Genomic DNA, 26,383 nt, shown 5'->3' with positions numbered 1-26,383 from the left:
GCTAAGCCTGCTGATGGCGGTGCCAGAAGTAACAGATCAGGACCGTCAGGACGACCCAGAAAGCCAGGCGGCCGCTGTGCTGGCTGATATGGATGAGGTCATGGCCCAAGAGGACTTCGATGACGACCCGCGGTACCTTGCCGGCAGCTGTTGCCAGAAAATGGTCTTTCTGGCTGAGATGGCTGACGGCAGCGATAGCTGTAAACGGTACGTTGGGGATATATGGGATGGACCGGGCTGCGGCCAGCGTCCGGAAGCGGCTGTACCGGTCGAGCTGGTTCCTAAGGTGATGGCGGGAAATGACGTGGATGGCCTGGCGGCGTAAGACGGTCCGCAAGATAACGAAGCTCAGTTCCGTCCCCAGGACTTCGCCAACCCAGGAAATGATAAGGCCCGGCACGAGTCCGAAAATGGCCCCATTGACCGTCAGGAAGGGAATCGACGGCAGGCCGGTCATATCCGTGACGGTGATCATGAAGATACTGATGAGGGCCGCATAGATGCCAAAGGATGAAATATAATCGATAAGGCCGTCCACGTCGCCAGCCAGGCTGAGCCGGAACAGTTCCTGATAGAAATCGGGGATGACCCACTGGACACCCCAAAAAGCCAGGAACAGGCCCAGACAGACTGCGATTTTCAGCACTTTGTCCCATAAAGGACCATTGCGGATTGCCATAACAACTCCCCTTCTTTCCCTATTTGATTCTATTGTATACCAAAAAAAGGCGTATCTACAAGTTGTTCTTGTAAAGCGCCTGAAAAGGAGGTTTTCTGTTGTCTAACTTGACAGATGCGCCGAATTTTTTCATCGGCCGCAGTGAAGCCATTGCTCAAAATGATAAGTTATCCAATAAAGCCCGCCAGAGCCTGTACACGGCACGGGCCGCCAATACCGTCGACGCCTACCGCTCGGACTGGAACGATTTCTGTGACTGGTGCAGCTATCACCAGCTGTCGTCGTTCCCGGCTGAACCAGAGACCATCGTCAATTACATCAACGACCTGGCCGACAATGCCAAGGCCAATACCATTGCCCGGCGCATCAGCGCGCTGACGGAAAATTTCGACGCTGCCGGTCTTAAAGAAAATCCCTGCCGCTACCCCATCGTCAAGAACGCCCTGCGGGGCATCAAGCGCATGAAAGGGACCATCCAGCACGGCAAGGCACCGATTCTCTTCGACGACATCAAGGAAATGCTGACTTATCTCGAAGGCGACGAAATCCAGCAGGTCCGCGACAAGGCCATTCTCCTGGTCGGCTTCTACGGGGCCCTGCGCCGGTCGGAACTGGCCGGTATCGACGTGGAAGACTTGAAGTTCACCCGCCTGGGCCTGCTCATTACGCTGCGCAAATCGAAGACAGACCAGTTCGACCAGGGCCAGATGATTGCTATTCCCATGGTCAAGGATAAAGAATACTGTGCCGTCACGGCCTTGCAGAAATGGCTTGATATCAGTGGGATTACGACGGGGCCGGTTTTTCGGGGATTGACGAAGGGGCATCATGTTCGGAAAACTCGGATTTCCGATAAATCAATCGCCCTCATCGTCAAACACTACGCCGGGCTGATGGGTATGAATCCGGATGATTACGGCGCCCACAGCCTGCGCCATGGCTTTGCCACGTCGGCGGCCCAGCATCACGTCGAAGAACGGCAGATCATGCGCCAGACCCGTCATAAGTCGCAGGCCATTGTCCGCCGCTACATCGACGAAGCGGACCGCCTCATCGACAACCCGATCTTAAAGATTACCGAAGATTCTCATTGATCCACCAGCTGCCGTGCTAACGCCGTCCGCACCTGTTCGGCCCGGCCCGGTGCGATGGGCAGGCGCAGTATTTGGCCCGGACGGATGTCACTGGTCCCGGTCAGGCCGTTGTCTTCTAAAATCTCATTGACGACCTGGCGCACGTCCATATCATCACCGGCTGCGACCGAGGCCAGCTGCCAGACCGTCTGCCCCGGTTCGACGGCAACAGAAAGGTATTCCTGCGAAGGCTGGTAACTCCAGCCAATCTGTGTACACATAAAGAGGGCCAGCACGGCCAATACGACATATTTCATGGCAATCACTCCTGACTTTAAAACGAACGTTCTTAGAACGAAATTTCTTAGAACAACCGTTCGTCGACGGTTTTATTATACCGTCGAACGGTTGTTCTTGTCAAGATATTTTGAACAAACGTTTGATTTTTTTTATAAATTTCGCTATAATAAGGGTAGCTTATACTGGAATTGCTATAACTTTCCCAGACTGGAGTGATTATATATGATTAATAATGAAAAAATGCTGACGACCCGTCAAAAACAAATCCTGGAATATATCCGCACGTGTGTCCATAAATTCGGCTATCCCCCGTCGGTACGGGAAATCTGCAAAGAAGTCGGCCTGAGCTCGACGTCAACGGTCCACGGTTATCTCCACCGCCTGGAAGACCTGGGCTATATCCGCCGCGACCCGGCCAAGAACCGGACCATCGAACTCCTCGATGAAGGCTCGTGGCGTTCCAAGAAAGTCGTTCCCCTGCCCCTGGTCGGCCAGGTCCGGGCGGGTGCGCCGATTTTTGCTGAAGAGTGTGTCGAAGACGTCTATCCCTTCCCGGCGGACTTCATCGGCAATGACGACTGCTTCATGCTCGTCGTCCAAGGGGACAGCATGAAGAACGCCGGTATCCTCGAAGGGGACCAGCTCATCGTCCGCCGCCAGGAAACGGCAGAAAACGGCGAAATCATCGTCGCCCTCATCGGCGAGGAAGCAACGGTCAAACGCTATTTCCACGAAGCCGATACGATCCGCCTGCAGCCGGAAAATGACGAATATGAACCGATTTACACCCGAGATTGCCAAATCCTGGGCAAAGTCATCGGTCTCTATCGCCGTTACTAGGAGGTCTTTCGCATGACTGATTCTTTACCCATCCTGCCCGATGACCTCCCCTTCTTTACCGGCATCAGCCCCGACAAGCGCATGGCCATGCTCACCTGCCTGGGTGCGCGGGTCCGGACCGTCCGCAAAGGCGAATTTCTGGTCCTGGCTCAGGATGAAGTGCGCTACATCGGCATCGTCCTCAGCGGAGAAATCCACATGATCCACGAAGACCGCTGGGGCGACAAGGCCGTCCTGGCCGTCATCCGCAGCGGCGGTCTCTTTGGAGAAACCTTTGTCTGTGGTACGGTACTTCAATCCATCGTGACCTTCCAGGCAGTAAAGAACACGAAATTCCTGGTCCTGCCCTTCCACAAGGTCCTGCATGTCTGTACCAATGCCTGCCCCTTCCATTTTCAGCTCATTGAAAACATGCTCCGCCTCATGGCCGATAAGAATGCCCAGCTCCTGGAAAAGCTCGAAGTCATTTCCAAAAAAACGCTGCGCAAGAAATTGCTGACGTACTTCTCCTTCCAGTCCGAACAGGCTGGCAGCCCGACCTTCACCATCCCCATGACCCGGACCCAGCTGGCCGATTACCTCTGTGCCGACCGGACCGCCGTAGCCCGGGAACTGAGCCATATGAAGGCCGATGGCCTCATCGAAATAGACCAGCAGCGCGTGACGCTGTATTGAAAAAGGACCTGTCGCAAATGCGACAGGTCCTTTTTTCTGTAGGGGCTCGCACGTGGCGAGCCCGCTCCGGGATATGTCCTATCATTCCTGACGGGCGTCCCACGTGTGCCCCTACAACTCACGGACTACTATAAAGAAAGAGCAACCTCTCAGTCAGCTCCGCTGACAGCTCTCCTATAAGGATAGCCACGAGCGACTATCCACTATCCACTATCCACTAGCCACTAATCACCAATCTTCTTCGCTGCAATGCCGTAGGGAATGGACAAGAAGAGGATGGCACCGACGATGTTGCCCAAGGTGACAAAGGCCAGGTTGTAGAGATAACCGCCGACGCTGACGGCCGTGCCGGCGGGATTCAGCAGGCCCAGGGTCAGGACGGTCATGTTGGCTACGCTGTGTTCAAAGCCACAGGTAAAGAAGGCGTAGAGGCACCAGAAGACCATAATCAGTTTGCCGCTGTCCGATTTGCAGCGGAAGCCGCACCAGACGGCCAGGCAGACCAGGACGTTACAGAGGATGCCTTTGAGGAAGAGTACCAGCGGCGGCAGACTCATCTTCATGGCAGCGGCATTGGCCAGGGCCTGACCGGTGCCGCCAGCCGTGCCGGCAGCACCGTAGAAAATCAGGGACAAGACGATGGCGCCGAACCAGTTGCCCAGGTAGCAGACGACCCACAGGCGGACGACGTCCGTCAAAGTGACCGTCTTCGAACGCCAGCCGTTGTAGAGGACGAAGGCATTGCCCGTGAACAGTTCTGCCCCGGCGATGACGACCAGACTCAAGGCGATGCCAAAGGACAGGCCCATGGCGATCTTCGTCATAGGAATAGCACCGAGGGTACCGCTGACGGTAAAGGACAGAAGGATACCGAAGCCGATGTAGGCGCCGGCTAAAGCCGACATGAGGAAATAGCCTAAGGGGTTCTTCTTCAGCAGGCCGACCTTGGCGGCCGCACCGGCTGCAGAAGCTGCGTATTCGTCGTTGTACATAGGCACCTCCCTATTTCAGCGGCAACGGCTTCTGGAATACATCCAAATCGGCCGGGTTTACGTCTTTGCCGACGTAGAACGGTTCCGATTTCAAGCCGACGTAGCGGATACCGGACCAGTTGAGAGGACGATAGATTTCCGCCTTCTTCGGCAGGTGGACGTCTTGGAGGATGAATTTGATAAATTCTTCCGGACCCGTACGGTCTACCATATAGCCGATATGTTCCTTTCCGCCAGGAGCGGTCGGGTCAATATATTTCTTGGCAAAAGCATAGACGTTGGAGATAATCTTTACGACGCTGTCTTCATCGGCCCATTTAATGAAATCGACGCCCATACGCGGGTTCTTTTTGCCCGTACGGCCCAAGAGGGTGATGCGGAAATACTGTTCCTTGCTGCGCGTCCAGGCGCGGTTCGGGCAGGCCCAGACACAGACGCCGCAGCCGATGCATTTTTCGACGTTGCGGACCGGGCGGAAGTTCTTCATCTGCAAGGCTTCTACCGAAAGCTGTTTGCACTTGCGGACGCACATGCCGCAGCTGACGCAGCGGCTGGGGTCGAACTGGGGTTCCGTCATGCCCATGACGCCAAAGTCGTGCATGCGAATCTTGTCGCAGTCGTTAGGACAGCCGGTCAGGGCTACTTTAACGTGCAGGTCATTCGGGAAAATAGCCTTTTCAATCCGTTTAGCCAGGGCCGTCGTATCGTAGTTGCCGAAGGGGCAGACGCGGTTGCCGACGCAGGCCATGACATTTCGTGTGCCCGAAGCTTCAAAACCAGCGCCTTTTTCGCTCTGATTGATGTCGAGTTCATCAATGATCGGCTGCAGGGCCTTTTTTACTTCTTCTACTTTTTCAAAGGGAATCCCCATGATTTCAAAGCCCTGACGGATGGTCAGATGGATTTCGCCATTGCCATATGTTTCTGCAATATGCTGGACCTGGCCCAGGACCTTGGCATTCAGGGACCCACCGGGTACACGGACACGGGCGGAAGCCATATTGCGATTTTTCGTTACTCGGAAAGCGTATTTTTTTAACTTGCCGCAATTCATTTCCATAATGTATCAGCCTCCTAGTCGATTAAGGTACGAAGTTCGGTGTATTTGAATACCGGCCCGTCCTGGCAGACGTAGACTTTGCCAATACGGCAGTGACCACATTTGCCGAGGCCGCAGCACATTTTGCGCGATTCAGAGAGCCAGATCTTTTCTTCATCGAAACCGAGTTTGATCAATTCCTGGATGGAGAATTTGATCATCATCGGCGGACCGACGACGACGGCGATGGCGTTGTCGAAGTCTTTGAGGGGCAGTTCCGGGATGTACTGGGTGACTAAGCCGACATGGCCGTCATAATTCCCTTCTTCCGGAGCCTTGTCGACCGTGCAGATGAAGTTCATGCCATCGGCAATCCAGCGTTTGAGGTCTTCTTTGAAGAGGATGTCCGCCGGCGATTTGAAGCCGGAAATGACAGTCAGGCTCTTACATTCGTCCATGTGGTCGGCGAAGTAGTCGATGACGCCGTGGACCGGAGATAAGCCGGAACCACCGGTGACCAGGACGATTTCCTTGCCTTTGAACATGTTGACGTCGAAGCCATTGCCATAAGGCCCGCGCATGAAGAAGTGGTCGCCGACATAGTTTTCAAAGATTTCATCGGTCAGGCTGCCAACTTTACGGATGGTGAAATCCAGGGAATGGTCGGTAATGCCGCTGACAGAAATGGGAGCTTCGCCGTATTTCGGGATAGAGATTTCAAAGAACTGGCCCGGTTTGACCGGATGTTCTTTGCCACGGTCATAGGCCATCCGGAAAGTATATTCCACATCGGCATGTTTAATGACTTCTAAGATTTCCGAACGGAACGGTAAGTATTCGTTATTCATTCTCGGTGACCTCCTTCATGCCTTCCGGCAATTTGACATTGATGCAATGGCTGAGCGAAATGTATTCCGGACAGATGGCATCACAACGGCCGCAGCCCACGCACATCTGGAAACCAGAGCGCTGTTTAAATTCCAGCGTCTTATGGAGCACTTTGAAGCGCATCCGTTCGCCAGCCTTCTTGCGGAAGCAAAGGCCGCCGGCTACCAGGGTATAATCGTCGAACATACAGGATGTTTGCACACGGCGGCGTTCGCCGGCTTTATGGTCTTCCGTGAAGAATACGTCCTGCATGGACCAGCAGGTGCAGGTCGGACAAGCCAGGGTGCAGCGGCCGCATTTGATGCAGCGCTTGTCGTATTCATCCCAGACGTGGGATTTGGCGATGGCCGACGAGAGGTTTTCCGGAATATGTACCTGCAGTTTGTTTTCGGTCACATGGTCGGGGACGACGTCGGCTTCCGGAGCCTTGGCTTCTGTAATGGCTTTTCCCAGGACGTCATCTTTGACATCGAGGAAATACTGGCCGTCTTTGAAATTCAAGGCGACATCGTAGTTATCACTGGTATTGGTGCCCATGGAAACGCAGAAGCAGTTTTCAAATTCCTGGCTGCAGCCCATGAGGACGAATTTGACGCGGTCGCGGACGCGTTTGTAGTAATAGTCTTCGGGGCCATTCTGGAGATACATGTAATCGAAGCGCTTGATGGCGTGCAAATCGCAACTGCGCAGCAAGATGATAGCGCCTTTTTCCGGAGCTTCGGCTTCGGTGACGGTATTTTCATTGAAATAGAACAAGGTCTGGCAAACCGGCAACAAAACGTCTTTTGCCGAGTAGTCGGATCGTTTGTCCCAAACGATTTCTTCAGGCTTGGTGATCTTGCCATAGCGTACGATATCCTGCATCGAAGACCGCCCTGTACCTGCAAACAGTTTCGGAGCGTAAATATCATACGTATCCGACCATTTGGCAAAGACCGTGTTCAATGCATCTGCATTTAATTGATAGCCCATGCTGTTACCCTCTTTCTAAAGAAATAAATGACAAATATAATGGATGAACAAATTGTTTTTTTCACATACACCGTGACGACATCATAAGCCGCCTCGTTGACTTTATGATAACAGTCGGGAAAGAAAAAAACTGTTGCCGTAGCAACAGTTTTTTCTAAATTCTTCTAAATGCTATGCTTTTTATCATCTAAAATCGTTATCGTTGAGGAATCTAAATGTGTCATACTATTTGGAAGCTTGTTTTTCAAAAAGAATGACCATGCCGGAATATTCGGTCTTGACTACGCCTTTTTTGACTTTCGTAAAAGCCATTTCATCTTGGGAATCCTTGAGTTTAAAGCCGTTTTCCACTTCTTCCCAATCGCCGCTGCTCTTTTCGCCTTTGATAACCGCCTTGGCGTCGCCGTCGGCTTCTAATTCAAGGACAAAACTGCCAATGGCTTTATTGACATCGAGACTGACACCGCTCATAGAAGCTTTCGTCGCCTTCCACGTGCCGACATATTCACTATTGGCATACTTATCGGACATACAGCCTGTGAGCATGACACAAAGCATGAGAACGGCAACTATTAGAAGACTTAATCGCGGCCTTATTTTTTTCCAGGTCATATTGCCTCACCTCTCTCCACATATGATTCACAAATAGGAAGGCCTTTCTTTGTTTTTATTATATATAAAATGTTCTTTTATGACACTGTAGCTTATTACAGGTAATCCATGCTATTTTTGCATACAGAAAAGAGGCTGTCGTCTCACTGAAGACAGCCCCTTTTCTAAATAGCCATTATTCAAAATCGTTGTGGAATTTAATTTTGCGATACGTTTCAAAAGTCATCCACTTGTCGAAGAGGTCGGCATCGGAGTTTTCCCCAGCCTTGGCACAATCCGCTTTAAAGGCGGCAAATTCCTGCGTCGAATGGACGTTGATGGCAAAGCCGCGGCCATTGACCAGAGGCTGTTCCGTATAGGCATAGCCATCGAGGGCCAGGATGTTGGCCACTTTGGCGTCGCGGATTTCGACGGCAACCTTGTCGCGGAGGATGAGGATGTCGAAGTCATCCGGATATGTATAGGTTTCGCCTTTCGTCGGGATGGTATCGCCGATGTGGTACTGGTGGAAAGCCGGTTTGGCCTTGGTGATATTGAGGCTCTGCATGCCGTAGAAGAAATCTTCAAAGACATCGCCGCGAACCTTCAAGGAGCCATGGACGAAGGTGTGGTCGGCGTTGGTATCGTTGACGTCGATGACGACGCCGCAAGCCGAAGTCATGTTGGTGACGCGGTCGATGAGGATGAGTTCGCCCAGGACCTTGTGATGGCTGAAAGTGTCGACGACGATCGGTTCCTGCAGGAAGAGCGTGCAGACGGCGATTTCGTTCTTCGTAAGGCTCGAAGCGCGCTTCTTTTCCCCTGTATTGACGTCGATGGTGTAATCGATGTCGCTGAGGACGCCGACGATTTCTTTCGTCCCCAATTTGACGACATATTCCTTGCCGACAGTCAGGTCCTGGTCATCCATCCAGAGCATGGTCGCCGTAATGCGCTGGCTCAGGGCGACGTCCGTTCCCTTGGTGAAGACACAGCCCCGGGATACGTCGACTTCGCGGTCGAGCTGGACGTTGACCGGCTGGCCTTTGACGGCCGACTCGACGGTATCGAAGCCGATGAGGATGGATTTGACCTTGGCTTCTTCCTTGCTGGGCAAAGTCGTAATCGTATCGCCGACGGCTAAGGAACCGCTTTCAATCTGGCCCTGGAAGCCACGGAAGGTATGGTTCGGGCGGCAGACGCGCTGGATGGGCAGGTAGAAGCCTTCTTCTTTGTCTTCTTCGACGTTGACCGTTTCCAGGTAATCGAGGATGGTCGGACCCTGGTACCAGGGCATGTTGGCCGAAGTCTTGGTGACGTTGTCCCCTTCCGTTGCCGATACGGGGATGAGGACGACGTTGGCCAGTTCTAATTCATCGCGGAGCTTGGCAATCTGTCCCTTGATTTCTTCAAAGCGTTCCTGGCTGTAGCCGGCCAGGTCCATCTTATTGATGGCGAAGATGAAATAGCGGATCCCCATGAGGGCGCAGATGCGGGCATGGCGGCGGGTCTGGACCAGGACGCCCTTGGTGGCGTCGATGAGGATGATGGCCAAGTCGGCAAAGGAAGCGCCAACAGCCATGTTGCGAGTATATTCTTCATGGCCCGGTGTGTCGGCGACGATGAAGCTGCGGTTATCCGTGCTGAAATAGCGATAGGCGACGTCGATGGTGATGCCCTGTTCCCGTTCGGCCATGAGGCCGTCCAGGAGGAGCGAATAGTCGATGGCGCCGCCGCGGCTGCCGACTTTGCTTTCCAGTTCCAGTGCTTTCTTCTGGTCGGCATAAAGCAATTTGGCATCATAGAGCAGATGCCCGATGAGTGTCGATTTGCCGTCGTCGACGCTGCCGCAGGTAATAAATTTTAACAAGCCGTTTCCGTTTCTATCCATTTTAGAAATACCCCTCTCTCTTTCTGCGTTCCATGCTGCCAGCTGCTTCATTATCGATGACGCGGCTCGTCCGTTCCGACGAGACGGCGCTCAGTGTTTCATCGATGATGGCATCCAGCGTATCGGCATCGGATTCGATGCCCCCTGTCAAAGGATAGCATCCCAAAGTACGGAAGCGGATCTTCTTGTGCATGATTTCTTCTCCCGGCTTGAAGCGCATGCGGTCGTCGTCGACCATGATGATGTTGCCATCGCGATAGACGCAGGGCCGTTCTTTGGCGAAATACAAGGACACGATGTCGATGTTTTCCCGTTTGATATACTGCCAGATATCTTTTTCCGTCCAGTTGGAAATCGGGAATACGCGCATGCTTTCGCCTTTATGGATGTGCGTATTGTAGAGCTTCCACATTTCCGGACGCTGGTTCTTCGGGTCCCAGGCCTGGGCTTCATTGCGGAAGGAAAAGATACGTTCTTTGGCGCGGGATTTTTCTTCGTCCCGGCGGCCACCGCCAAAAGCAGCGGTGAAGCCGTATTTGTTGAGCGCCTGCTTGAGGGCCTGGGTCTTCATGATATCCGTATAGGCTGCGCCATAGTCAAAGGGATTGACGCCCTGTTTGACCCCTTCCTGATTGATGTATTCGATGAGCTGCAAGCCGTACTTCTTCATGGTTTCATCGCGGAAGCGGATCATTTCCTTGAACTTCCACGTCGTATTGACATGGAGGAACGGGAAAGGCGGCTTTTCCGGATAAAAGGCCTTGAGGGCCAGGTGAAGCATGACAGAACTGTCCTTGCCGATAGAATAGAGCATGACCGGCTTTTCACATTCCGCGGCAACTTCGCGGATGATGTAAATCGCTTCGGCCTCTAACTTGTCGAGATGCGATAATGCACACATAATATGAAATCCCCCTATGTTTTGATGTGTGATGTTTGATGTATGATGTTTGATGTGCGTCTATGCGTCAAACTTCAAACGTCAAACGACAGATAAGAAATATACTGAATACTGGCGTTTTCCCTATCAGACTCAATACGAATTTGCCTGTTTTCGGTCGACAGTGATGGTCTTTTCCGTCCCGTCGGCCTGATGGATATGCCAATGCAGGTAATGGCCGTCCGCCGTGACGTTCATCGTGCTGCCTCGGCCGCCCATGTCGGCGCCGAGGTAGAAGTCGATGGCCTGGACCGGACATTCCTTGACGCAGGACACACAGCCCCAACAGTCCTTGGGATAATGCATCCACGCCTTGCCCTGGTCGTTGCGGTCGATGAGGCTGCCCGGGCAGACGTCGATGCACTGGCCACAGCCGATGCATCGTTCCTGATTAATGCGTATGCTCATAAACGTCCCCTCCTGGTACTAAATCGCGGTAAATCATGTGGACCTGGCCGTCTTCGCCCAAGCGGGAGTTGACGTATTTCAGCCAGTCATCGCTTTGTTCCGGGTAATCGAGGTTTTCTGCAAAGGAATGCCACCGCGTTTCCTTGCGGGCCCGGAGATGGGCGATGAGGACCTTGCAGACCGTCAGACGTTCGCGCAGTTCGTAGACGAAGAGCAGTTCATGGTAGTCGCTGGCGCCGACGTGGGCGGCCAGTTCGATGAGCTGGTCGATCTTTTCATCGGCCAGGTCGAGCTGCTTCTCGTTGTACTGGTAATGACTGCCGATGCCGCCGGCATAGGTGTCCATGACCTTCTGCATGGCTTCTTCCAGCTGTTCGACCGTGAAGAAACTGTCCCTTTCGCCGAGGGCGGCGTTGTATTCAGCCACTTTTTCGGCGAGGATGGCCTTTTCCTGGGCTTCATCGAGGCCCGTTGCATCGGTCAGGCCCTGACGGACCATGTCTTTGGCGGCAATCTCCCCTTCGACCAGGGCACCGGTGACGTATTTCTGCGGGCAGCCGCCGGCAACGTCACCTGCTGCATAGAGGTGGCGGATCGTCGTCTGGCGGTTCGTGTCGACCCAGTAGCCGCTGGCCGTATGGCCGCCGACGACATAGGGCTCAGTCCCTTCGATTTCGACGTTCTGCTGGCTCGGCAGCTTGCCCGATTCAATCCATTTCAAGGTCTGGCTCGGTGCCATGTTGAGATAGGCCTTGAGGAGCGATTCATCCTGGGCTGGCGTAATGCCTTCTGTGCCGAGATAACACGGACCGTTGCCGTCCAGCGTTTCCCGGACCGTGCCATAGAGCCGCTGAGAGGTGGTCAGGCCATATTTCTGTTCGTACACTTCGCCGCGGGCATTGATCTGCTTGGCACCGACGCCCTGGGCAATGGTCCCGGTCGGTGCAATGGTATCCTTGCAGCGCAGGGCGATGAAGCGCATTTCAAAAGTCGTCATTTCGGCGCCGGCCCGGATGCCCATAGCGTAACCGGCACCGGTATTGAAAGGACAGTACCACATCTTGTGCCGGGAAAAGCCGGGATTGTTGGGCCGATACAGGCCGGCAGCGCCGCCAGTCGCACAGAGGACAGCTTTGGCCCGGATTTCATAGGCTGTCCCCGTGCGGATATCGAAGCCAAGAGCGCCGGCAATGGTGTTATCGCGGACGATGTAGTCGGTGATGTTCAAGTGATTGATGACCTGGACGTCGTCGAGTTTCTTGACGGCGTCGGCCAGGATAGTCTTGATGTTCTCGCCGTTGATCTTGATATTGCGCGTCCCGCGGGCGACGTATTCGCCCTGTTCATCCTTCAAGATGACCAGCCCCAGATCTTCCAGCTTCTTCGTGACTTCGTTGAGGCCTTCGGACATGGTCAGAAGCAAGTCTTCCCGGACGATGCCGGCTGCGTCTTTCTTGGCGTAGTCGACGTAGAACTGCGGCGTATGGCCCTTGGTGATATAGGCATTCAAGGCGTTGACGCCGGCTGCCAGACAGCCGCTGCGGCGGATATCGGCCTTTTCGGCGATGACCACCGAGGCGTCAGACAGGCTGCGGAGGGTCAAAGCGGCATAACAGCCGGCCGTCCCGCCGCCGATGATGAGGACATCCGTATGGATGAGCTTCTCACTGGTAATCTGCATAGCATAAACTCCTTCATTAAATATAGAAAACGTCGGCCGAAATCATGGCGCTGTTTTCTTTCAAATACGTCTTGTCGCCGTCGAGGACATACAAGCGGTAAATCAGGACCTGGACGGTCTCTCCGACATTCAAAGGCGGGTCGTCGAAAGAATATTCTCCATGGACGGCCAGTCCCTTGATGCGGACGGTCACGTCGAGATGGCTGCCCCGGAAGACGACGGCTTCGACGGTCCCTTCTTCGGCGGCACTGATGTACTGCTTCATTGTACCGTATTTATAGATCTTGAGAAATTCCGGCCGGACAATGGCTTGTTTTCCTTGTCCGATGCTGAGGAACCCTGTGAGGATGTTGCAGTTATTGATGACAACCGGAGTTCCGATAAATTGAGCTACAAAAGGCGTCTGCGGCTGGCGGTATATGTCCAGCGGTGTGCCAACCTGTTCGATACGGCCGTGGTTGGTGATGATAATTTCATCGGCCACTTCGACGGCTTCATCCTGGTCGTGGGTGACGAAGATGCTGGTAATGCCGACGCGGTGGATCGTATCCTTCAGCCAGTTGCGCAGTTCCTGGCGGACCTTGGCGTCGATGGCGGCAAAGGGCTCATCCAGGAGCAGGACCTGGGGATTCGGTGCCAGAGCCCGGGCAAAAGCCACGCGCTGGCGCTGACCGCCGGAGAGCTGGTTGGGATAACGCTTTTCCATGCCCGACAAGCCGACGAGGTCGATCATTTCCAGGACCCGCTTCCGTATCTCCTCTTTCGGCCGCTTCTGGATTTCCAGGCCGAAGGCGACGTTATCGAAAACGGTCATATAGCGGAACAAGGCGTAGTTCTGGAAGACGAAGCCGATGCCCCGCTTGGCAGCGGGAATGTCGTTGACCCGGCGGCCGTCGATGAAGATGTCGCCGCTGTTGGGATTCTCCAGGCCGGCCAGCATGCGCAGAATCGTCGTCTTGCCGCTGCCGCTGGGACCGAGGAGGGCGACGAGCTTGCCCTTGTCGATGCCAAAGGAAACGTCGCGCGACGCGTGGAAGGAGCCGTAATTCTTTTCGATGTGTTTCATTTCGACATACATAAGCTTCACCTCCTTTACGATGACTTATCGGCCTTGGCTTCGAGGAAGGTCCGAAGGAGCAGGACGATAATGGCTAAGAGTACTAACAGAGATGATACGGCGAAGGCCGCCGTAATGGCATCGGCTGACCCTGACTGATAGAGGGCGTCGATTTCCAGGGGCAGCGTAAAGGTCTCGCCGCGCAGTTTGGACAAGGCGCTGACGGCCCCAAATTCGCCGAGGGCCCGGGCTGTACAGAGGACGATGCCGTAGAGCAGGGCCCATTTGATCTGCGGCAGGGTGATGCGGAAGAAAATCGTCCAGCCGCTGGCGCCCATGAGGGCTGCCGCTTCCTCTTCATCGCGCCCATTGGTGCTGAGGACGGGGATGATTTCCCGGAAGACGAAGGGAAAGGTGACGAAAATCGTCGCCAAGATGACGCCGGGAATGGCGAAGACAATCTGGATATCCGTCCCCCAATAGTCGTTGAGGACTTCGATCCACTGGCCGATCCAGCCCATGCGGCCGAAAGTCATGATGAAGGCCAGGCCGGCGATGACCGGCGAAATGGAAAAAGGGATATCGATGAGTGTCGTCAAGAAGTGCTTGCCCCGGAAGTCGAATTTGGAAATAGCCCAGGCCGCGCCGAGGCCAAAGATTGTATTGACGATGACGGCGACGACCGTAGCCAGCAAGGTCAGGCGCAGGGCCGACAGGACGTACGGCGTCGTCAGGGCCTGGATGTAGAACTCCCAACCTTCGGCCAGCGAATTGACCAGGACCGACACCAGGGGGACGATGAGCATGACCACGACGAAGACGACGCTGATTGTGAGCAAGGCGATTTCCAGCTTGCTGTGTTTCATAATGGCTCCCCTCCTCTACTGGACGCGCCGGGCCTGATGGACCTGGATCATATTGATAGAAAACAAGGTGACAAAGGCGATGACCAGCATGGCCAAGGCAATGGCCGTAGCGCTGGCGTAATCGACGTAATTGAGCTTCTGCATGATGACGTAGGAAACGACCTGGGTGTGATGCTTGGCACTGTTGCCGGAAATATAGATGACGCTGCCGTATTCGCCGAGACCCCGGGCAAAGGCCAGGCCGAAGCCTGTCAGCAAAGCCGGCCGCAGTTCCGGGAAAATGATGCGCCGGAAAATGGTGAACGGCGATGCGCCGAGCATGCTGCCCGCTTCTTCGTACGTCGGGTCGAGCTTTTCCAGGACCGGCTGGATGGACCGGACGACGAAGGGAATCCCGACGAAGACCATGGCGATGGTCAGGCCAATCTTGGTATAGGCAATCTGTATGCCGTAGCTGGCAAAGAAACTGCCGAAGAAGCCCGTATCGGAATAGAGCTTGGACAAGGTGATGCCGGCGACGGCCGTCGGCAAGGCGAAGGGCAGTTCGATGACGCCGTTCAGGAGGCGCTTGCCCATGAACTCATAGCGTACCAGGACCCAGGTCAGGATAAAGCCGAAGACGCAGTTCACCAGCGCCGCCAGGACGGAACAGGAAATGCTGGTGATGAAGGCGTTGCGGATACCGCTGTTGGTGATGAGCTTGGCATAGTCATTGGCCGTCAGTTGCAGCGAATGGGCCAGGACTGACGCCAGCGGGATGAGGATGAGCAGGGACAGCATGGTGATGCTCATGCCCATGGTCAGGCCGAAGCCGGGAATAATCTGATTGCGCCCGCCAGAACGGGCAAAAAAGTGTTTCATCCGGCTCCCCTCCTATTCATTGCCGTTGACGTCGGCCATGATCTTGTCGAACAAGGCATCGTCGTTGAAGAATTTGACATACGCAGCCTCCCAGCCGCCGAAATCGCTGATCTTGGTCAATTTGACATGCAAGTCGAAGCGGTCGGCATAGCGCTGAAGGATGTCCGGATTGGACGGCCGGAACCCGTTCTTAGCCGCCAATTCCTGGGCTTCATCGGAATAAAGGTACTGCAAGTATTGGCAGGCCGCTTCTTCGTGGCCCTTGCGCCGGGCCAGGCGGTCGACGACAGCCACGCTCGGCTGGGCCATGATGCTGATGCTGGGCACGACGAGTTCGAACTTGTCGGGATATTCGCGCATCGAATAAAGCGCTTCGTTTTCCCAGGCGATAAGGACGTCGCCTTGTCCGTTTTCGACGAAGGTCGTCGTCGAGCCGCGGGCGCCGGAATCCATGACCGTGACATTGCGGTACAAGTCGGTCATGAAGGCACGGGTCTTGATCTCATTCCCCCCGAAATGGTCAAGGCCCCAGCTCCAGGCGGCCAGGAAGTTCCAGCAGGCACCGCCGCTGCTCTTCGGGTCCGGCATAATGACGCTGATCCCGGGCTTTACCAGGTCATCCCAGTCGCGTATCCCTTTCGGGTTTCCCTTGCGGACCAGGAAGACGATGGTCGACGTGTACGGCGCCGAATCGTTGGCGAAATCGCTTTGCCAGCCTTCATGGATGAGACCGGCTCTTTCGATGAGCGATATATCGTGGGCCAGGGCCAGGGTCACGACATCAGCCCGGCTCCCTTCGATGACCGACCGAGCCTGACTGCCCGATCCGCCGTGGGACTGGATGATGCGGATGTCCTTGCCGGTGGTCTCCCGATAGTGTTTCTGGAACAATTCATTATATTCTTTATATAACTCACGAGTCGGATCATACGAGACATTGGTCAAGGTCATCGTGCCGCCGCCATCGGCTGTATCGCTGCGCCCGCAGCCAGCCAATGCCCCCGCGGCGGCTAATACCGCTGTGAAAGCCAGTATAGCTATGATATGTTTTTTCTTCATGTTCTTTCCCCCTCTATACCGGCTGTATCTTTATTTCTTTACCCCTCGAATAAAGCCGTCGATAAGTAGCGTTCGCCGCCGTCCGGCAGGAGGACGACGATGGTCTTGCCTTCATTTTCCGGCCGGCTGGCCAGTTCCAGTGCCGCCTGCAGCGACGCGCCGGAAGAAATACCGACCAGGAGGCCGTCCGTCTTGGCCACTTCCCTGGCCCGGCCGTAAGCATCTTCATTGGATACGTCGATCACATCATCTACGAGAGACATATCCAATACTTTCGGGATGAACCCGGCGCCAATCCCCTGAATGGCGTGCGGTCCCGGCCGGCCGCCGTGCAGGACAGCCGAATCTTTCGGTTCGACAGCGACAATCTGGACGTCCGGCTTATGGCCTTTCAGGCCCTGGGCCGTACCGGTGATGGTGCCGCCCGTGCCGACGGAAGAAATGAAGATGTCTACCTTTCCGTCCGTATCGCGCCAGATTTCTTCAGCCGTCGTCTGCCGATGGATGGCCGGATTGGCCGGATTGTCGAACTGCTGGGGAATGAAGGCATTGCCGTAAGAATCCCTCAATTCTTCGGCTTTGCCGATGCTGCCGCGCATCCCCTCGATGCCCGGTGTCAACACGATTTCTGCCCCCAGGGCCGACACAATCTTGCGCCGTTCCAGGCTCATCGTGTCAGGCATGGTCAAGATCAGGTGCAGCCCCTTCACGGCGGCGACCAATGCCAGGCCGATGCCCGTATTGCCGCTGGTCGGTTCGATGATGACCGTATCCTGATCGATTTTCCCCTGACGGATTCCCTCTTCGATCATCGCCGCTGCGACGCGGTCTTTGACGCTGCCCAAGGGATTCATGTACTCCAGCTTGGCCAGGACCCGGGCCTTGAGGCCGTGCCGGGCCTGCCAATGAGTCAGTTCCAAAAGCGGCGTGTTGCCGATTAGTTCAGTCAAATACTTTGCCACATGCTCCATATACTCAGCTCCTTCTTGGCAAAAGAAAAGCGCCACCTGATACATGCAGATGGCGCTATAAATAGACGTATGCCCATGACTTCATCTGCCAGGTTGTTCCTGCTGGAATTGGCACCTTACCTACGTAGGTTGCCGCAGCGTCATCGGGCCAGTCCCTCGGCTGCTCTGGATGAATAGGTTTCGTATTGTATTGTCCTTATGAATGGTTGTACAATACGATCATATCGTACAACACATGATGGTCAAATTTTTTAAGTACCCCATGATAACATACCTCTTGATGACTAAGAATAAATGGCTTCCTATCGGAAACGTTACTGAGATTGTACACTTTACTCAGTACATTGTCAAGGGATTTTAAGCGAAAACTTTCACAATTTATAATTAAAACGTTATACTTTTGACTCTAAATAAGTATTTAACTTTATAAATTATATTTTTTATAAGTAAAAAGGGTCCGTTGCATATGCAACAGGCCCTTTTTAGGGGTTAGCTAATGCGTAGCCGTCGGCTGGGCGTCTTGGTGTGCCGTCTTATCGTCGGCGTGGATGAGTTCTTTGCCGCAGTGGTAGACGATGGAGACAGCCAGGACCATGAGGGCGATGGCCAGGACGAACTGCAGGCCTTCGATGAGGAGCGACCAGTTGCCCGAAGCAATCTTAATGATCAGGGCGTAAGCCGATTCGACGAGAGCCGTCATGGTGACGCAGAACATGACGACCATCGGGACGTAGAGCATGAAACTCTTGCGGCCTGTCGTCTTGAGGAAGACCGTCAGGCAGATGAGGACCATGGCCGACAACAGCTGGTTGGCTGACCCGAAGAGCGGCCAGATGTTCATGTAGCCGCCTAAGCAGAGCAGGAAGCCGAAGAACAAGGTGATGACCGTGGCGAAATATTTATTGACGCAGATTTTCTGGATCGTCGTCATTTTCTGCCCTTCATCGACGCTGAACAATTCCTGGAAGGACATACGGCCGATACGGCCGACGGCATCGAGGGTCGTCAGGGCCAGGGCAGAAACGCACATGGTCATGATGCAGGCAGCGGCGGTTTGGGACAGTCCGAACATGGTGAAGAAGCCGGCGACAGCGCCGGAGAAAATCTGGAACGGCGTACCCGAAGCGACGTGGCCGTTGGAAGCGGCGGCGCAGGCGATGACCAGGGATACGACGCCTAAGACCGATTCGACGCACATGGAACCATAGCCGACGAAGACGGCATCCTGTTCCTTATCCAGCGTCTTCGACGACGTACCGGACGAAACGAGGCTGTGGAACCCGGAAACAGCCCCGCAGGCGATGGTGATGAACAGGATCGGGAACAAATCCTTGCCGCCGACAGAGAAGGACGTGAAGGCCGGCATGTTCAGCGTCGGCTGAGCGATGAAGATGCCGATGACACCGCCGGCGATCATCATGAGCAACAGGAAGGCACTGATATAGTCACGCGGCTGTTTCAAGAGCCACATGGGCATGATGGACGCAAAGAAGATGTAAGCGAAGATGATGTACAGCCAGGTCATGCGGTCCAGATAAATCGGCAGGTCGATGCCGACGTAGAGCATGGCGATCAAGAGGACGATAGCAATGACGAAGCGGACTTTTTCGCTGGGGTTGAACTTCTTGATGAACAGGCCAAAAGCGATGGCGACGAAGATGAACAACATGGAAATGGAAGCGGCAGCGGCATTGGGCAGGACCATGGAACCATCCTTGGCGAAGCCGTTGAACGTCGTAGCGACGATATCGCCGAAAGCGGCGATGACCAGCAGGCTGAAGACCCAGCAGAAGAGCAGGAACAGGCGGCGGCCCGTCGTGCCGATATACTTTTCGATGAGGACGCCCATAGATTTGCCGTCATTCTTCATGGACGCATAGAGAGCGGCAAAGTCCTGGACAGCGCCGAAGAAGACGCCGCCGATCATAAGCCATAAGAAGGCCGGCAGCCAGCCGTACGCGGCGGCGATTATCGGACCCGTGACAGGGCCGGCACCGGTAATGGACGAGAACTGATTGGCAAAAACCGTGAATTTCGAAGACGGCGTATAATCCTGACCGTCTTCCAGGCGATGAGCCGGCGTCAGGGCGTTGGGATCGATGCCCCACGTCTTGGCCAGCCACTTGCCGTAGAACCGATAGGCTACCGCCAAGATGACGATAGCACAGGTGACTAAAACAACACCATTCATATGAATACCTCCTACAAAAAATATGCTGCAGAGGATGCGCGAAGATACGCAGGATACAATAAATGCAGTAAATGAATAGCAAAAAGCTCTGCTATGACTTTTTCGCTTGCCTCTGTACCTGTAGGTATATCACGATTAAAATGGCCTGTCAAATATACTATTAAGTCATCGTCGGCGTTTTACTTATATTTTTTAAGTATAAAAAAGAGATTAAACGTTATGATTCCGTTTAACCTCTTTAACATCTTATATGCCTTTATGACAATGATTTATATTTTATGGATTTTAATTTTTTTACTCATCAATGGCCGGATACACTGGCCTGGCTCGTCGGACCGGCCTGGCTGTGCTGGGCCGCGCGCGGACGGCGTCCCCGTTTCTTCCGGGCAGCGGCTTTTTTGGCATTGGCCTGAAAATTGGCGACAATCGTCCGGGCCAGCCAGCCCATGAGACAGCCTGTCAGCAAGATCTTGACAGCCAGCAAGTCCCACGTCGTCGATAATAACAAGGCCAATACGACAAAAATAGACGTAACGATCGTTTTATTCATGAACAAACACATCTCCCCTATCGATATACAAAAAATTCATTACATTAACTTTAATTATATACTTTTTTCATGAATAAGGCAAGATTAGGCCTGCCCCTTGAATTTATGGATGAGCCCCGTGCGGTGGGTCACGCCGAAGCAGTGATTTTGTAAACTATCCCGGTATACATGGGCCTTTGGGGCATGGTATACTTATAAAAAACGTATAGCGAAAGGATACACCCATGAAAAAGAACGCTTTTCAGCTATGGAAAACAGCAGCCTGCCTGACCGCGGCCGTACTCATCCCCCTCGGCCTGTCGGCGTTATCGCCAGCCGCCCCGGAAAGGCCTGTGGAAGAAACGGCGCCCTTGGAGGAGCAGGAAATCCCAGTTACGGAAAAAAGCACGTATCCCTATATCGAGATCCACGGCGACTACCGCTGGCTCTGGGGACGGGGCCAGTTCCGTGCCGATAGTTTGCCTGCGCCCAATAAGGTCCGCCGCCACGATGAACGGGTCTACCTGGAGACGCGCCGCCTGCGCCTCTTCCCCTTCGTCCACTTTGACGAACGGACGTCGCTGCGCACGCAGCTCGAAGACCTGCGCAACGATAAAGAGCCTGACGCCAACCATCACTTATATCTCGGCCGCCTCTACGTACAGCACGAACAAGACCGGCTCAAAGTCGAAGCGGGCCGGTTCAACTACTATCTCCTGGACGGCAACGTCATCGACAAAAAAGTCGACGGCTTGCGCCTGCGCCTGGGCCAGCGGAATGACAATCTGGGCAGCCTGACCTTCTTTGCCGGCCGCACGACGGGCGCTGACGACAGGCATCGCCAGCGGGGTTGGAGCCTGCTCCACAGCAGCCAGTACGGCCGGCTGAAAAGCGACGCAGCTTATCTCGATTTCCACCGCATCCAATCCCTGCCGCCGTCAGGGCCGAGATTTGTCGGCCAGAGCCGGGCCGGCACGGGCTTTGATTGGCAGCGCATCGCCGAATGGCGCCTGATGTATGAGCTGACGCCGAAGTTCACGGCCAGCCTGGACCTGCTCCACGCCTGGGGCCGCCACGATGCCGATGGCTATGATACGACCGATTCAGGCTTCGTCGCCGCCCTGACCTATGGCCATCTCGACGAGCAGCAAAAAGGCTCGTATGAAGCCTGGATACGCTATTACGACCAGCCGTCGGCATCTATTCTCTACCATACGATGGACGGCGATACGACCTTCTTCCGCCGCATGGGCTTTTGTGGTTGGGGCGCCCGCCTGGATTACATCGTCCAGCCAGGCCTATCCTGGGCCATCGAAGGCTTTTCCCTGAAGAACCACCACGACACGGCCTGGACAAGAGATTTCCGAGAAACGGTCATCGGCACGAGCCTGACGGCTTACTTCTGACGGGACGGGGCATAGCCCTTATCGGCGGCTTCAACGGCCAGGCCGATCAGTCTTTTGTGGCCCGTCTTGCTGAGCATATTGCTGATGTGGAAACTGACAGTCCGCTTGCTGATCTGCAATGCATCGGCGATTTCCTGATACGACAGGTTCTGACAGACCAGACGCAGGATATCCAGCTCCCGGTCCGTCAGGCTGATGTGGCAAGCCCCAAAGGTCACTTTTTCCCGCACATCCGGAAACAGGTGCTCCCCAGACAGGGTCCGCTCCAGGCAGTCCAGAAAATCACGGGCAGCACTCTCTTTATAAATGAAGCTGTCTGCCCCAGCGTCGCGGGCCATTTCGATAAAACTCACATCTTGGAACCCGGTCATGATGATAACCTTCTGGCCGGGATATTTCTTTTTCAAGCGCCGCGTCAAAGCGATGCCGCTGTTCTTCCCTTCCATGCAGATATCCAGGAGGACGGCGTCGGGCCGGAACCGGTTGCAAGCCGGTTCGACAAGTTCCGAAAAAGACAGAGTACTGACGACTTCAATATGCCGCTGTCCTTCAAATATTTTCTTCAATCCTTCAAGCAAGATTTTTTGGTCGTCTACGATGATCAGTCGGATCATGGTTCTCCCCCATTTCTACAGTAACGATAAAGTGCGGTGTCTTGGTCAGCGTCAGACGGCCGCCTAACGCCCGTACCCGCTGCTCCATAGCCTGCAGGCCCGTACCGGTCTGGATGGGGCCCGGACAGCCCTGGCCGTCGTCGGCAATGACTAAAGCAGGCTGCCGGCCGGTACCGAAGGTCACGGCAATCGACCGGGCCTGGCCGTGGAGCAAGGCGTTGGTCATGGCCTCGCGGATGATGCGCACGAACTCCCCGGCTCGCCGGGTATCGGCAGGCAACATCCCTTCTACCGTCACGGCGATGCCCAAGTTGCGGTACGCCGTCACCAAGGCATCCAACCGTTCTTGCGGATTGGCCACGGCATCACGCCGCAAATCGGACAGGACATCTTCGACGAGCGGCAGGATTTCGCCGTAATCGCTGACGGCCGGGTTATTCAGGAGCTGCTGCAAGATAGTGATGCGCTGACCCAGGAGGTCGTGTATCTTATAGCGCAGGCTCTCCGTCGTCTGCTTGATCTGGAGGGCTACGAGACCGTCGAGGACTTCTTTCATTTCTTCATTGCGCTGTTCCAGGACAGCATTCTTCTGGGCCAGTTCCCGGTTCAAGCGATAAAGGGTCGTCACATTGGCTGCCGTAATCTGCCAGCCCGACTGGCGGCGGAAGCGGATAGGGCGCCGCTGCAAGAGCCAGGCCTGGCCGGAATCCCAACGAAAGAGCAGATCCCGGCCTTGGCGTTCCATGGAAAGGCCGGGGCGATTGCCACAAAAGGGCAGGAGATGCCAGAAGATGTTGGCATTGCGGACAACCGTGCCGACGAGCTGTTCCATGACGGCATACATGGTAAAGTTGACCAGCACAGGCTCGCCCTTTTCCCAGCTGATGAGGATTCCTTCATCAAGGCAGTCTACGGCCGTCTGGATGGAGCGGGCCGTCAGATGCTGCTGATACTGATCGTAAGTCCGTGGAAAGAGGAAAATCAGGCGCCAGGCCAGACAAACCAGGGCCAGAACCAAAGAACCTGGCAGCCAGTCATCGAAGACGGGCAGCAACAGGATAGACGCTGCCAGAACCAAGAGGCTCCCTGCCTGGCGGTCATGGATCCAGTACACAGCACCTGCCGTCCCGGCCAGGGCGGTGCTGTAGCGCCAGAAATCCGTCGCTTCGTCGTAGACGATACCGCTCAGGCTGTCCGTGTAGACTTCATACAAAATAGCCGCCACCGCCATAAGCAGGAGCAGGCTGCTCCCTTCCAAACATTTGCGGCCGAGCTGGCGGAACTGGGCCTGCGGCATGAGGTAATAATAGAGGACGCTGTTAGCTAGGAAAAGACAGAGAATCACACCGATGAACAGGACGACGACATACGTCGGCAAGGTATAGAGATTAACCATGGTCCCCCTCCTTTCCCACACAGACAGTCAGACGCTGGCCATAGCCCGTATCGTCACAACGCACGGCGACATCATAAGCAGCCAGCCCTTGCCATGCCGGCAGCCAGTCTGGGCCTTCGCCTTTTTCCAAAACCAGAGAAAAAATCCAATGGTTCTCCGCTTCCCGGAACTGACAGAGCCAATACGATTCATGTTGAGCCAGGGCAGCCTCCCCCACCTCTTCAAAGACATCATATAAGGTCAAGGCTGCCGACGCCGGCAGCCGCCCTGACAGGTCGAAACCGACTCGCCCCTGAAGGCCGGCCTGGTCCAAGTAACGCTGCGATTCCTGCAGTGCCAGGAACAATTCCCGGGCATCGAGAGTCCCATCTTCTCGTCCCCGCAGCAAGAGAACACAGCGCTTTTTCAGATAACAGGCCAAGATATGGAGCCAACAGACGACGGCATCCGTATCGGGACCGGGCCGGGCCGTCTTGAGATAGGTCAGGCGTTCTTCGATAGCCGGGCGCTTCTGAGCAATGATTTCTTCCAACTCCCTATAGATGCGCTGACGGACCTGACGGTCCACGACTTGGCGGCGGATGGCACCCGCTCGGCAGCGCAGTTCATATGACCGGGTCAAGGCCCGGTTGACACGGCGCAGGGCGGCCTGTTTTTCCCGCAAAGGGCGGATATCCCGATACCAGCGGACCCAGCCGCCGCGGATTGGCATGGACTGGGCTTCCCAATCGGTCTGTACTTTGCGTTCTACATCATGCGAAGCATAGCAGACGCGGCCTGTATCATCGTAGAGCTGCATAGCTAGGTTGGACTGGCGGAAAAATTCGACATAGCCTTCATTGGCCGGAAGGAACCGCCCTTTAGTGACGATTTCCAGCCAGACCAAGGTACAGATGACCGTTGTCAGGATCAATTCGGAACGGAAGACATTCGGCAGGCCCCAGGCGTAGCCGATAACATAGCCGCCATACACAAGGGTACAGGCCAGGGGCAGGACCAGCCGCCAAGACGGGCCTACGCGCTGGTGCAGGGATGTATAACAGAGGGCACCGTTGACGGCTAAGAACTCGGCTCCATAAGAGAAAGCCAAGAGAAAATATAAGGGACCATAGCCATGGTCGCTGTCTGCCACAATGACATCCGCAGAAAAGGTAAAGGCCCACTGGTGGAAATCATTGGTCAAGATGCCGATGGCCAAGAGAAGGTTTCCGACGAAGAGCCCTTTTAGCCAGCCCGGGCAAGAACGGGTCAGGCCGATGTGAGAGGCGACATAGCCAATCCAGACCAACAGGGAAATGAGGATCCCGTAAAAGAGATAATAACTATACCAGCTCCAGCGAATCCCATCAGCCCAAAAAACGGGAAAGCTCAATTTGAAACAGCGGAGCAATATCCAGGCACAGAGAGTGATGATGACGCCGAGATATGCCTGGCGGACAGGCGGCTGTAAGACTTGGCGTCGCAAGCGGCATCCCCAGAGGATGACCAGGAACAACGCTGCCATATACCAGGTCAGGTGGTTGATACCTGTCAAGCTGGTAAGCCGGTAAACCTTGGAAAGGCGGTAATCGATTTGTCGGGAAATCTTGTCAGCTTCTTGGAAAAGCATTTCGTTTTCTGAAATATATTGGCTTGGAGATGGTGGGATTAGGGTGTAATCTTGAGATATTAACATTTCCGATAACTTATAGTCATCCAAAGCCAGTGGGCGTTTAGCTAGCAAGCCTTTCTGAAACGATAAGGTCCCTTCAACGGGGACGACAAGATGAATAGGTGCTCCCCGACGCTGCCACTGCCGGGCTTGGTAATCAAAGAGGACCCATACCTGGGCCGGCAAATGCTGCGGTCCTTCTGCCATCTGCAAACGCCCTTGTTCCTGGATGCGCTGTAGCAGGTCCATCCCGGCTTGGCCAGACAGATTCCCGTCCAAGCCATAGCTCATGGCTTGCATGAAAAAGAGCGACTCTGGTTCATCGGCCGTCAGCGCCAATGACACTGGTGCCGCTGCCAGGCTCTGCCAGCCTGTGATAGGAAAAGGACAGGTATCGGCTACGGCCAGGACGACCGTCGCCGTATAGTGAGGATACCAATAATAAGGAATACGGCGATTCTGCTGCAAGACCGCAGCCTGGACGTCGTAAGCTTCAATGGCCAAGACTTCATCCTCAGCCAGCCAGCGCAGCAACTGGGACGACGGCTGGCCCTGTACTTCGTCCCCTGTCAGTTCAGCCAGGATACGGCCATAGGCCTGACCATCATTATGATCATATAAAATGACGGCCCCAAAGGCTCCCGTAAATGCCAAGAGCCAAAAGAACCAGCAAAGGCACACCAGCCTGCCCCTTTTCCCCACCTCCGTCACCTGCCTCTCCGTACACATAACCGTTGCTTTTTATTAATTATAACATAAGACAGCTGAATAGACAAAAAGGCGCTGTCGCATGAAGACAGCGCCTTTTTGAGT

Annotated in this window: 25 protein-coding genes and 1 riboswitch; of the genes, 4 read left to right on the top strand and 21 right to left on the bottom strand. The window is 54.7% G+C overall.

The genetic code is table 11. The features are described 5' to 3' along the window. Position 1: 1 nt before the first annotated feature. Positions 2-679, bottom strand: coding sequence for a TVP38/TMEM64 family protein (locus NOS26_RS10480; protein ID WP_014016646.1), 678 nt, complete (start codon positions 677-679; stop codon positions 2-4). 95 nt (positions 680-774) lie between these two features. Between NOS26_RS10480 and NOS26_RS10475 the strand changes: the two genes are divergently transcribed. Further along, complete coding sequence (locus tag NOS26_RS10475) at positions 775-1,773, top strand: site-specific integrase (RefSeq protein WP_370687630.1); 999 nt, start codon at positions 775-777, stop codon at positions 1,771-1,773. Here the strand turns inward: NOS26_RS10475 and NOS26_RS10470 are convergent. Beyond that, positions 1,767-2,069, bottom strand: coding sequence for a LysM peptidoglycan-binding domain-containing protein (locus NOS26_RS10470; protein WP_014016648.1), 303 nt, complete (start codon positions 2,067-2,069; stop codon positions 1,767-1,769). The genes NOS26_RS10475 and NOS26_RS10470 overlap by 7 nt on opposite strands. A gap of 205 nt (positions 2,070-2,274) precedes the next feature. Between NOS26_RS10470 and lexA the strand changes: the two genes are divergently transcribed. Both lexA and NOS26_RS10460 read left to right on the top strand, forming a co-directional pair. After that, positions 2,275-2,892, top strand: coding sequence for a transcriptional repressor LexA (gene lexA, locus NOS26_RS10465; protein WP_014016649.1), 618 nt, complete (start codon positions 2,275-2,277; stop codon positions 2,890-2,892). A gap of 12 nt (positions 2,893-2,904) precedes the next feature. Further along, a complete protein-coding gene (locus NOS26_RS10460) occupies positions 2,905-3,567 on the top strand; it encodes a Crp/Fnr family transcriptional regulator (RefSeq protein WP_027894530.1) in 663 nt (220 codons plus the stop codon). A gap of 224 nt (positions 3,568-3,791) precedes the next feature. Here the strand turns inward: NOS26_RS10460 and NOS26_RS10455 are convergent, their stop codons facing one another. From NOS26_RS10455 to NOS26_RS10380, 16 genes are all read right to left on the bottom strand, one after another. After that, positions 3,792-4,559: a formate/nitrite transporter family protein gene (locus tag NOS26_RS10455; RefSeq protein ID WP_014016651.1), complete on the bottom strand. Its 768-nt coding sequence runs from the start codon at positions 4,557-4,559 to the stop codon at positions 3,792-3,794. A gap of 10 nt (positions 4,560-4,569) precedes the next feature. Then, positions 4,570-5,619 carry a sulfite reductase subunit C gene (gene asrC, locus NOS26_RS10450; RefSeq protein WP_014016652.1) on the bottom strand — a complete coding sequence of 350 codons (1,050 nt, stop codon included), beginning with the start codon at positions 5,617-5,619 and terminating at the stop codon, positions 4,570-4,572. Positions 5,620-5,633: 14 nt separating this feature from the next. Beyond that, positions 5,634-6,446, bottom strand: a complete 813-nt coding sequence (gene asrB / locus NOS26_RS10445; RefSeq protein WP_072981268.1) for an anaerobic sulfite reductase subunit AsrB — start codon at positions 6,444-6,446, stop codon at positions 5,634-5,636. Then, positions 6,439-7,458: an anaerobic sulfite reductase subunit AsrA gene (asrA, locus tag NOS26_RS10440; protein ID WP_036204419.1), complete on the bottom strand. Its 1,020-nt coding sequence runs from the start codon at positions 7,456-7,458 to the stop codon at positions 6,439-6,441. Before asrA ends, asrB begins: the two co-directional genes overlap by 8 nt. A gap of 225 nt (positions 7,459-7,683) precedes the next feature. Further along, on the bottom strand, positions 7,684-7,989 hold the full coding sequence (locus NOS26_RS10435; protein ID WP_143154921.1) for a hypothetical protein: 306 nt from the start codon (positions 7,987-7,989) through the stop codon (positions 7,684-7,686). A 256-nt stretch (positions 7,990-8,245) separates the two neighbouring features. After that, a complete protein-coding gene (locus NOS26_RS10430; RefSeq protein WP_255917714.1) occupies positions 8,246-9,940 on the bottom strand; it encodes a sulfate adenylyltransferase subunit 1 in 1,695 nt (564 codons plus the stop codon). Between the two features lies 1 nt (position 9,941). Next, a complete protein-coding gene (gene cysD / locus NOS26_RS10425; RefSeq protein ID WP_353885126.1) occupies positions 9,942-10,844 on the bottom strand; it encodes a sulfate adenylyltransferase subunit CysD in 903 nt (300 codons plus the stop codon). 129 nt (positions 10,845-10,973) lie between these two features. Then, positions 10,974-11,288, bottom strand: a complete 315-nt coding sequence (locus NOS26_RS10420; RefSeq protein WP_014016658.1) for a ferredoxin family protein — start codon at positions 11,286-11,288, stop codon at positions 10,974-10,976. Next, complete coding sequence (locus tag NOS26_RS10415) at positions 11,272-12,969, bottom strand: adenylyl-sulfate reductase subunit alpha (protein ID WP_072981257.1); 1,698 nt, start codon at positions 12,967-12,969, stop codon at positions 11,272-11,274. Before NOS26_RS10415 ends, NOS26_RS10420 begins: the two co-directional genes overlap by 17 nt. A 16-nt stretch (positions 12,970-12,985) precedes the next feature. After that, positions 12,986-14,047 (bottom strand): sulfate/molybdate ABC transporter ATP-binding protein, encoded by a 1,062-nt coding sequence (locus NOS26_RS10410; protein WP_072981254.1) that lies wholly within the window; start codon positions 14,045-14,047, stop codon positions 12,986-12,988. Between the two features lie 14 nt (positions 14,048-14,061). Continuing rightward, positions 14,062-14,892: a sulfate ABC transporter permease gene (locus tag NOS26_RS10405; protein WP_014016661.1), complete on the bottom strand. Its 831-nt coding sequence runs from the start codon at positions 14,890-14,892 to the stop codon at positions 14,062-14,064. A 15-nt stretch (positions 14,893-14,907) separates the two neighbouring features. Then, positions 14,908-15,753: a sulfate ABC transporter permease subunit CysT gene (gene cysT / locus NOS26_RS10400; protein ID WP_072981251.1), complete on the bottom strand. Its 846-nt coding sequence runs from the start codon at positions 15,751-15,753 to the stop codon at positions 14,908-14,910. Between the two features lie 12 nt (positions 15,754-15,765). Next, positions 15,766-16,812 carry a sulfate ABC transporter substrate-binding protein gene (locus NOS26_RS10395; RefSeq protein ID WP_255917713.1) on the bottom strand — a complete coding sequence of 349 codons (1,047 nt, stop codon included), beginning with the start codon at positions 16,810-16,812 and terminating at the stop codon, positions 15,766-15,768. A 38-nt stretch (positions 16,813-16,850) separates the two neighbouring features. Then, positions 16,851-17,783, bottom strand: a complete 933-nt coding sequence (cysK, locus tag NOS26_RS10390; RefSeq protein ID WP_014016664.1) for a cysteine synthase A — start codon at positions 17,781-17,783, stop codon at positions 16,851-16,853. Between the two features lie 78 nt (positions 17,784-17,861). Further along, positions 17,862-17,959, bottom strand: a riboswitch (SAM riboswitch). A 317-nt stretch (positions 17,960-18,276) separates the two neighbouring features. Continuing rightward, positions 18,277-19,974: a carbon starvation protein A gene (locus tag NOS26_RS10385; RefSeq protein WP_072981247.1), complete on the bottom strand. Its 1,698-nt coding sequence runs from the start codon at positions 19,972-19,974 to the stop codon at positions 18,277-18,279. 301 nt (positions 19,975-20,275) lie between these two features. After that, positions 20,276-20,524, bottom strand: a complete 249-nt coding sequence (locus NOS26_RS10380; protein WP_072981349.1) for a hypothetical protein — start codon at positions 20,522-20,524, stop codon at positions 20,276-20,278. Between the two features lie 224 nt (positions 20,525-20,748). Between NOS26_RS10380 and NOS26_RS10375 the strand changes: the two genes are divergently transcribed. Beyond that, positions 20,749-21,909, top strand: a complete 1,161-nt coding sequence (locus tag NOS26_RS10375; protein WP_072981245.1) for a hypothetical protein — start codon at positions 20,749-20,751, stop codon at positions 21,907-21,909. Here NOS26_RS10375 and NOS26_RS10370 read toward each other — a convergent pair. Genes NOS26_RS10370 through NOS26_RS10360 form a run of 3 tightly spaced genes read right to left on the bottom strand, consistent with a single transcriptional unit; the run spans position 21,900 to position 26,224 of the window. After that, positions 21,900-22,523: a response regulator gene (locus tag NOS26_RS10370; RefSeq protein ID WP_054336580.1), complete on the bottom strand. Its 624-nt coding sequence runs from the start codon at positions 22,521-22,523 to the stop codon at positions 21,900-21,902. The genes NOS26_RS10375 and NOS26_RS10370 overlap by 10 nt on opposite strands. After that, positions 22,480-23,919 carry a sensor histidine kinase gene (locus NOS26_RS10365; protein WP_054336579.1) on the bottom strand — a complete coding sequence of 480 codons (1,440 nt, stop codon included), beginning with the start codon at positions 23,917-23,919 and terminating at the stop codon, positions 22,480-22,482. Before NOS26_RS10365 ends, NOS26_RS10370 begins: the two co-directional genes overlap by 44 nt. Continuing rightward, positions 23,912-26,224, bottom strand: coding sequence for a hypothetical protein (locus tag NOS26_RS10360; protein WP_255917710.1), 2,313 nt, complete (start codon positions 26,222-26,224; stop codon positions 23,912-23,914). The genes NOS26_RS10365 and NOS26_RS10360 overlap by 8 nt, the downstream gene beginning before the upstream one ends. Between the last annotated feature and the right edge of the window lie 159 nt (positions 26,225-26,383).

The sequence above is a fragment of the Megasphaera sp. SC8-1 genome (assembly GCF_024436295.1).
In the GTDB taxonomy this organism is placed as follows: domain Bacteria; phylum Bacillota; class Negativicutes; order Veillonellales; family Megasphaeraceae; genus Megasphaera; species Megasphaera elsdenii.
Note: the sequence above shows the minus strand (reverse complement) of the source record. Positions and strands in the feature narration are given on the sequence as shown.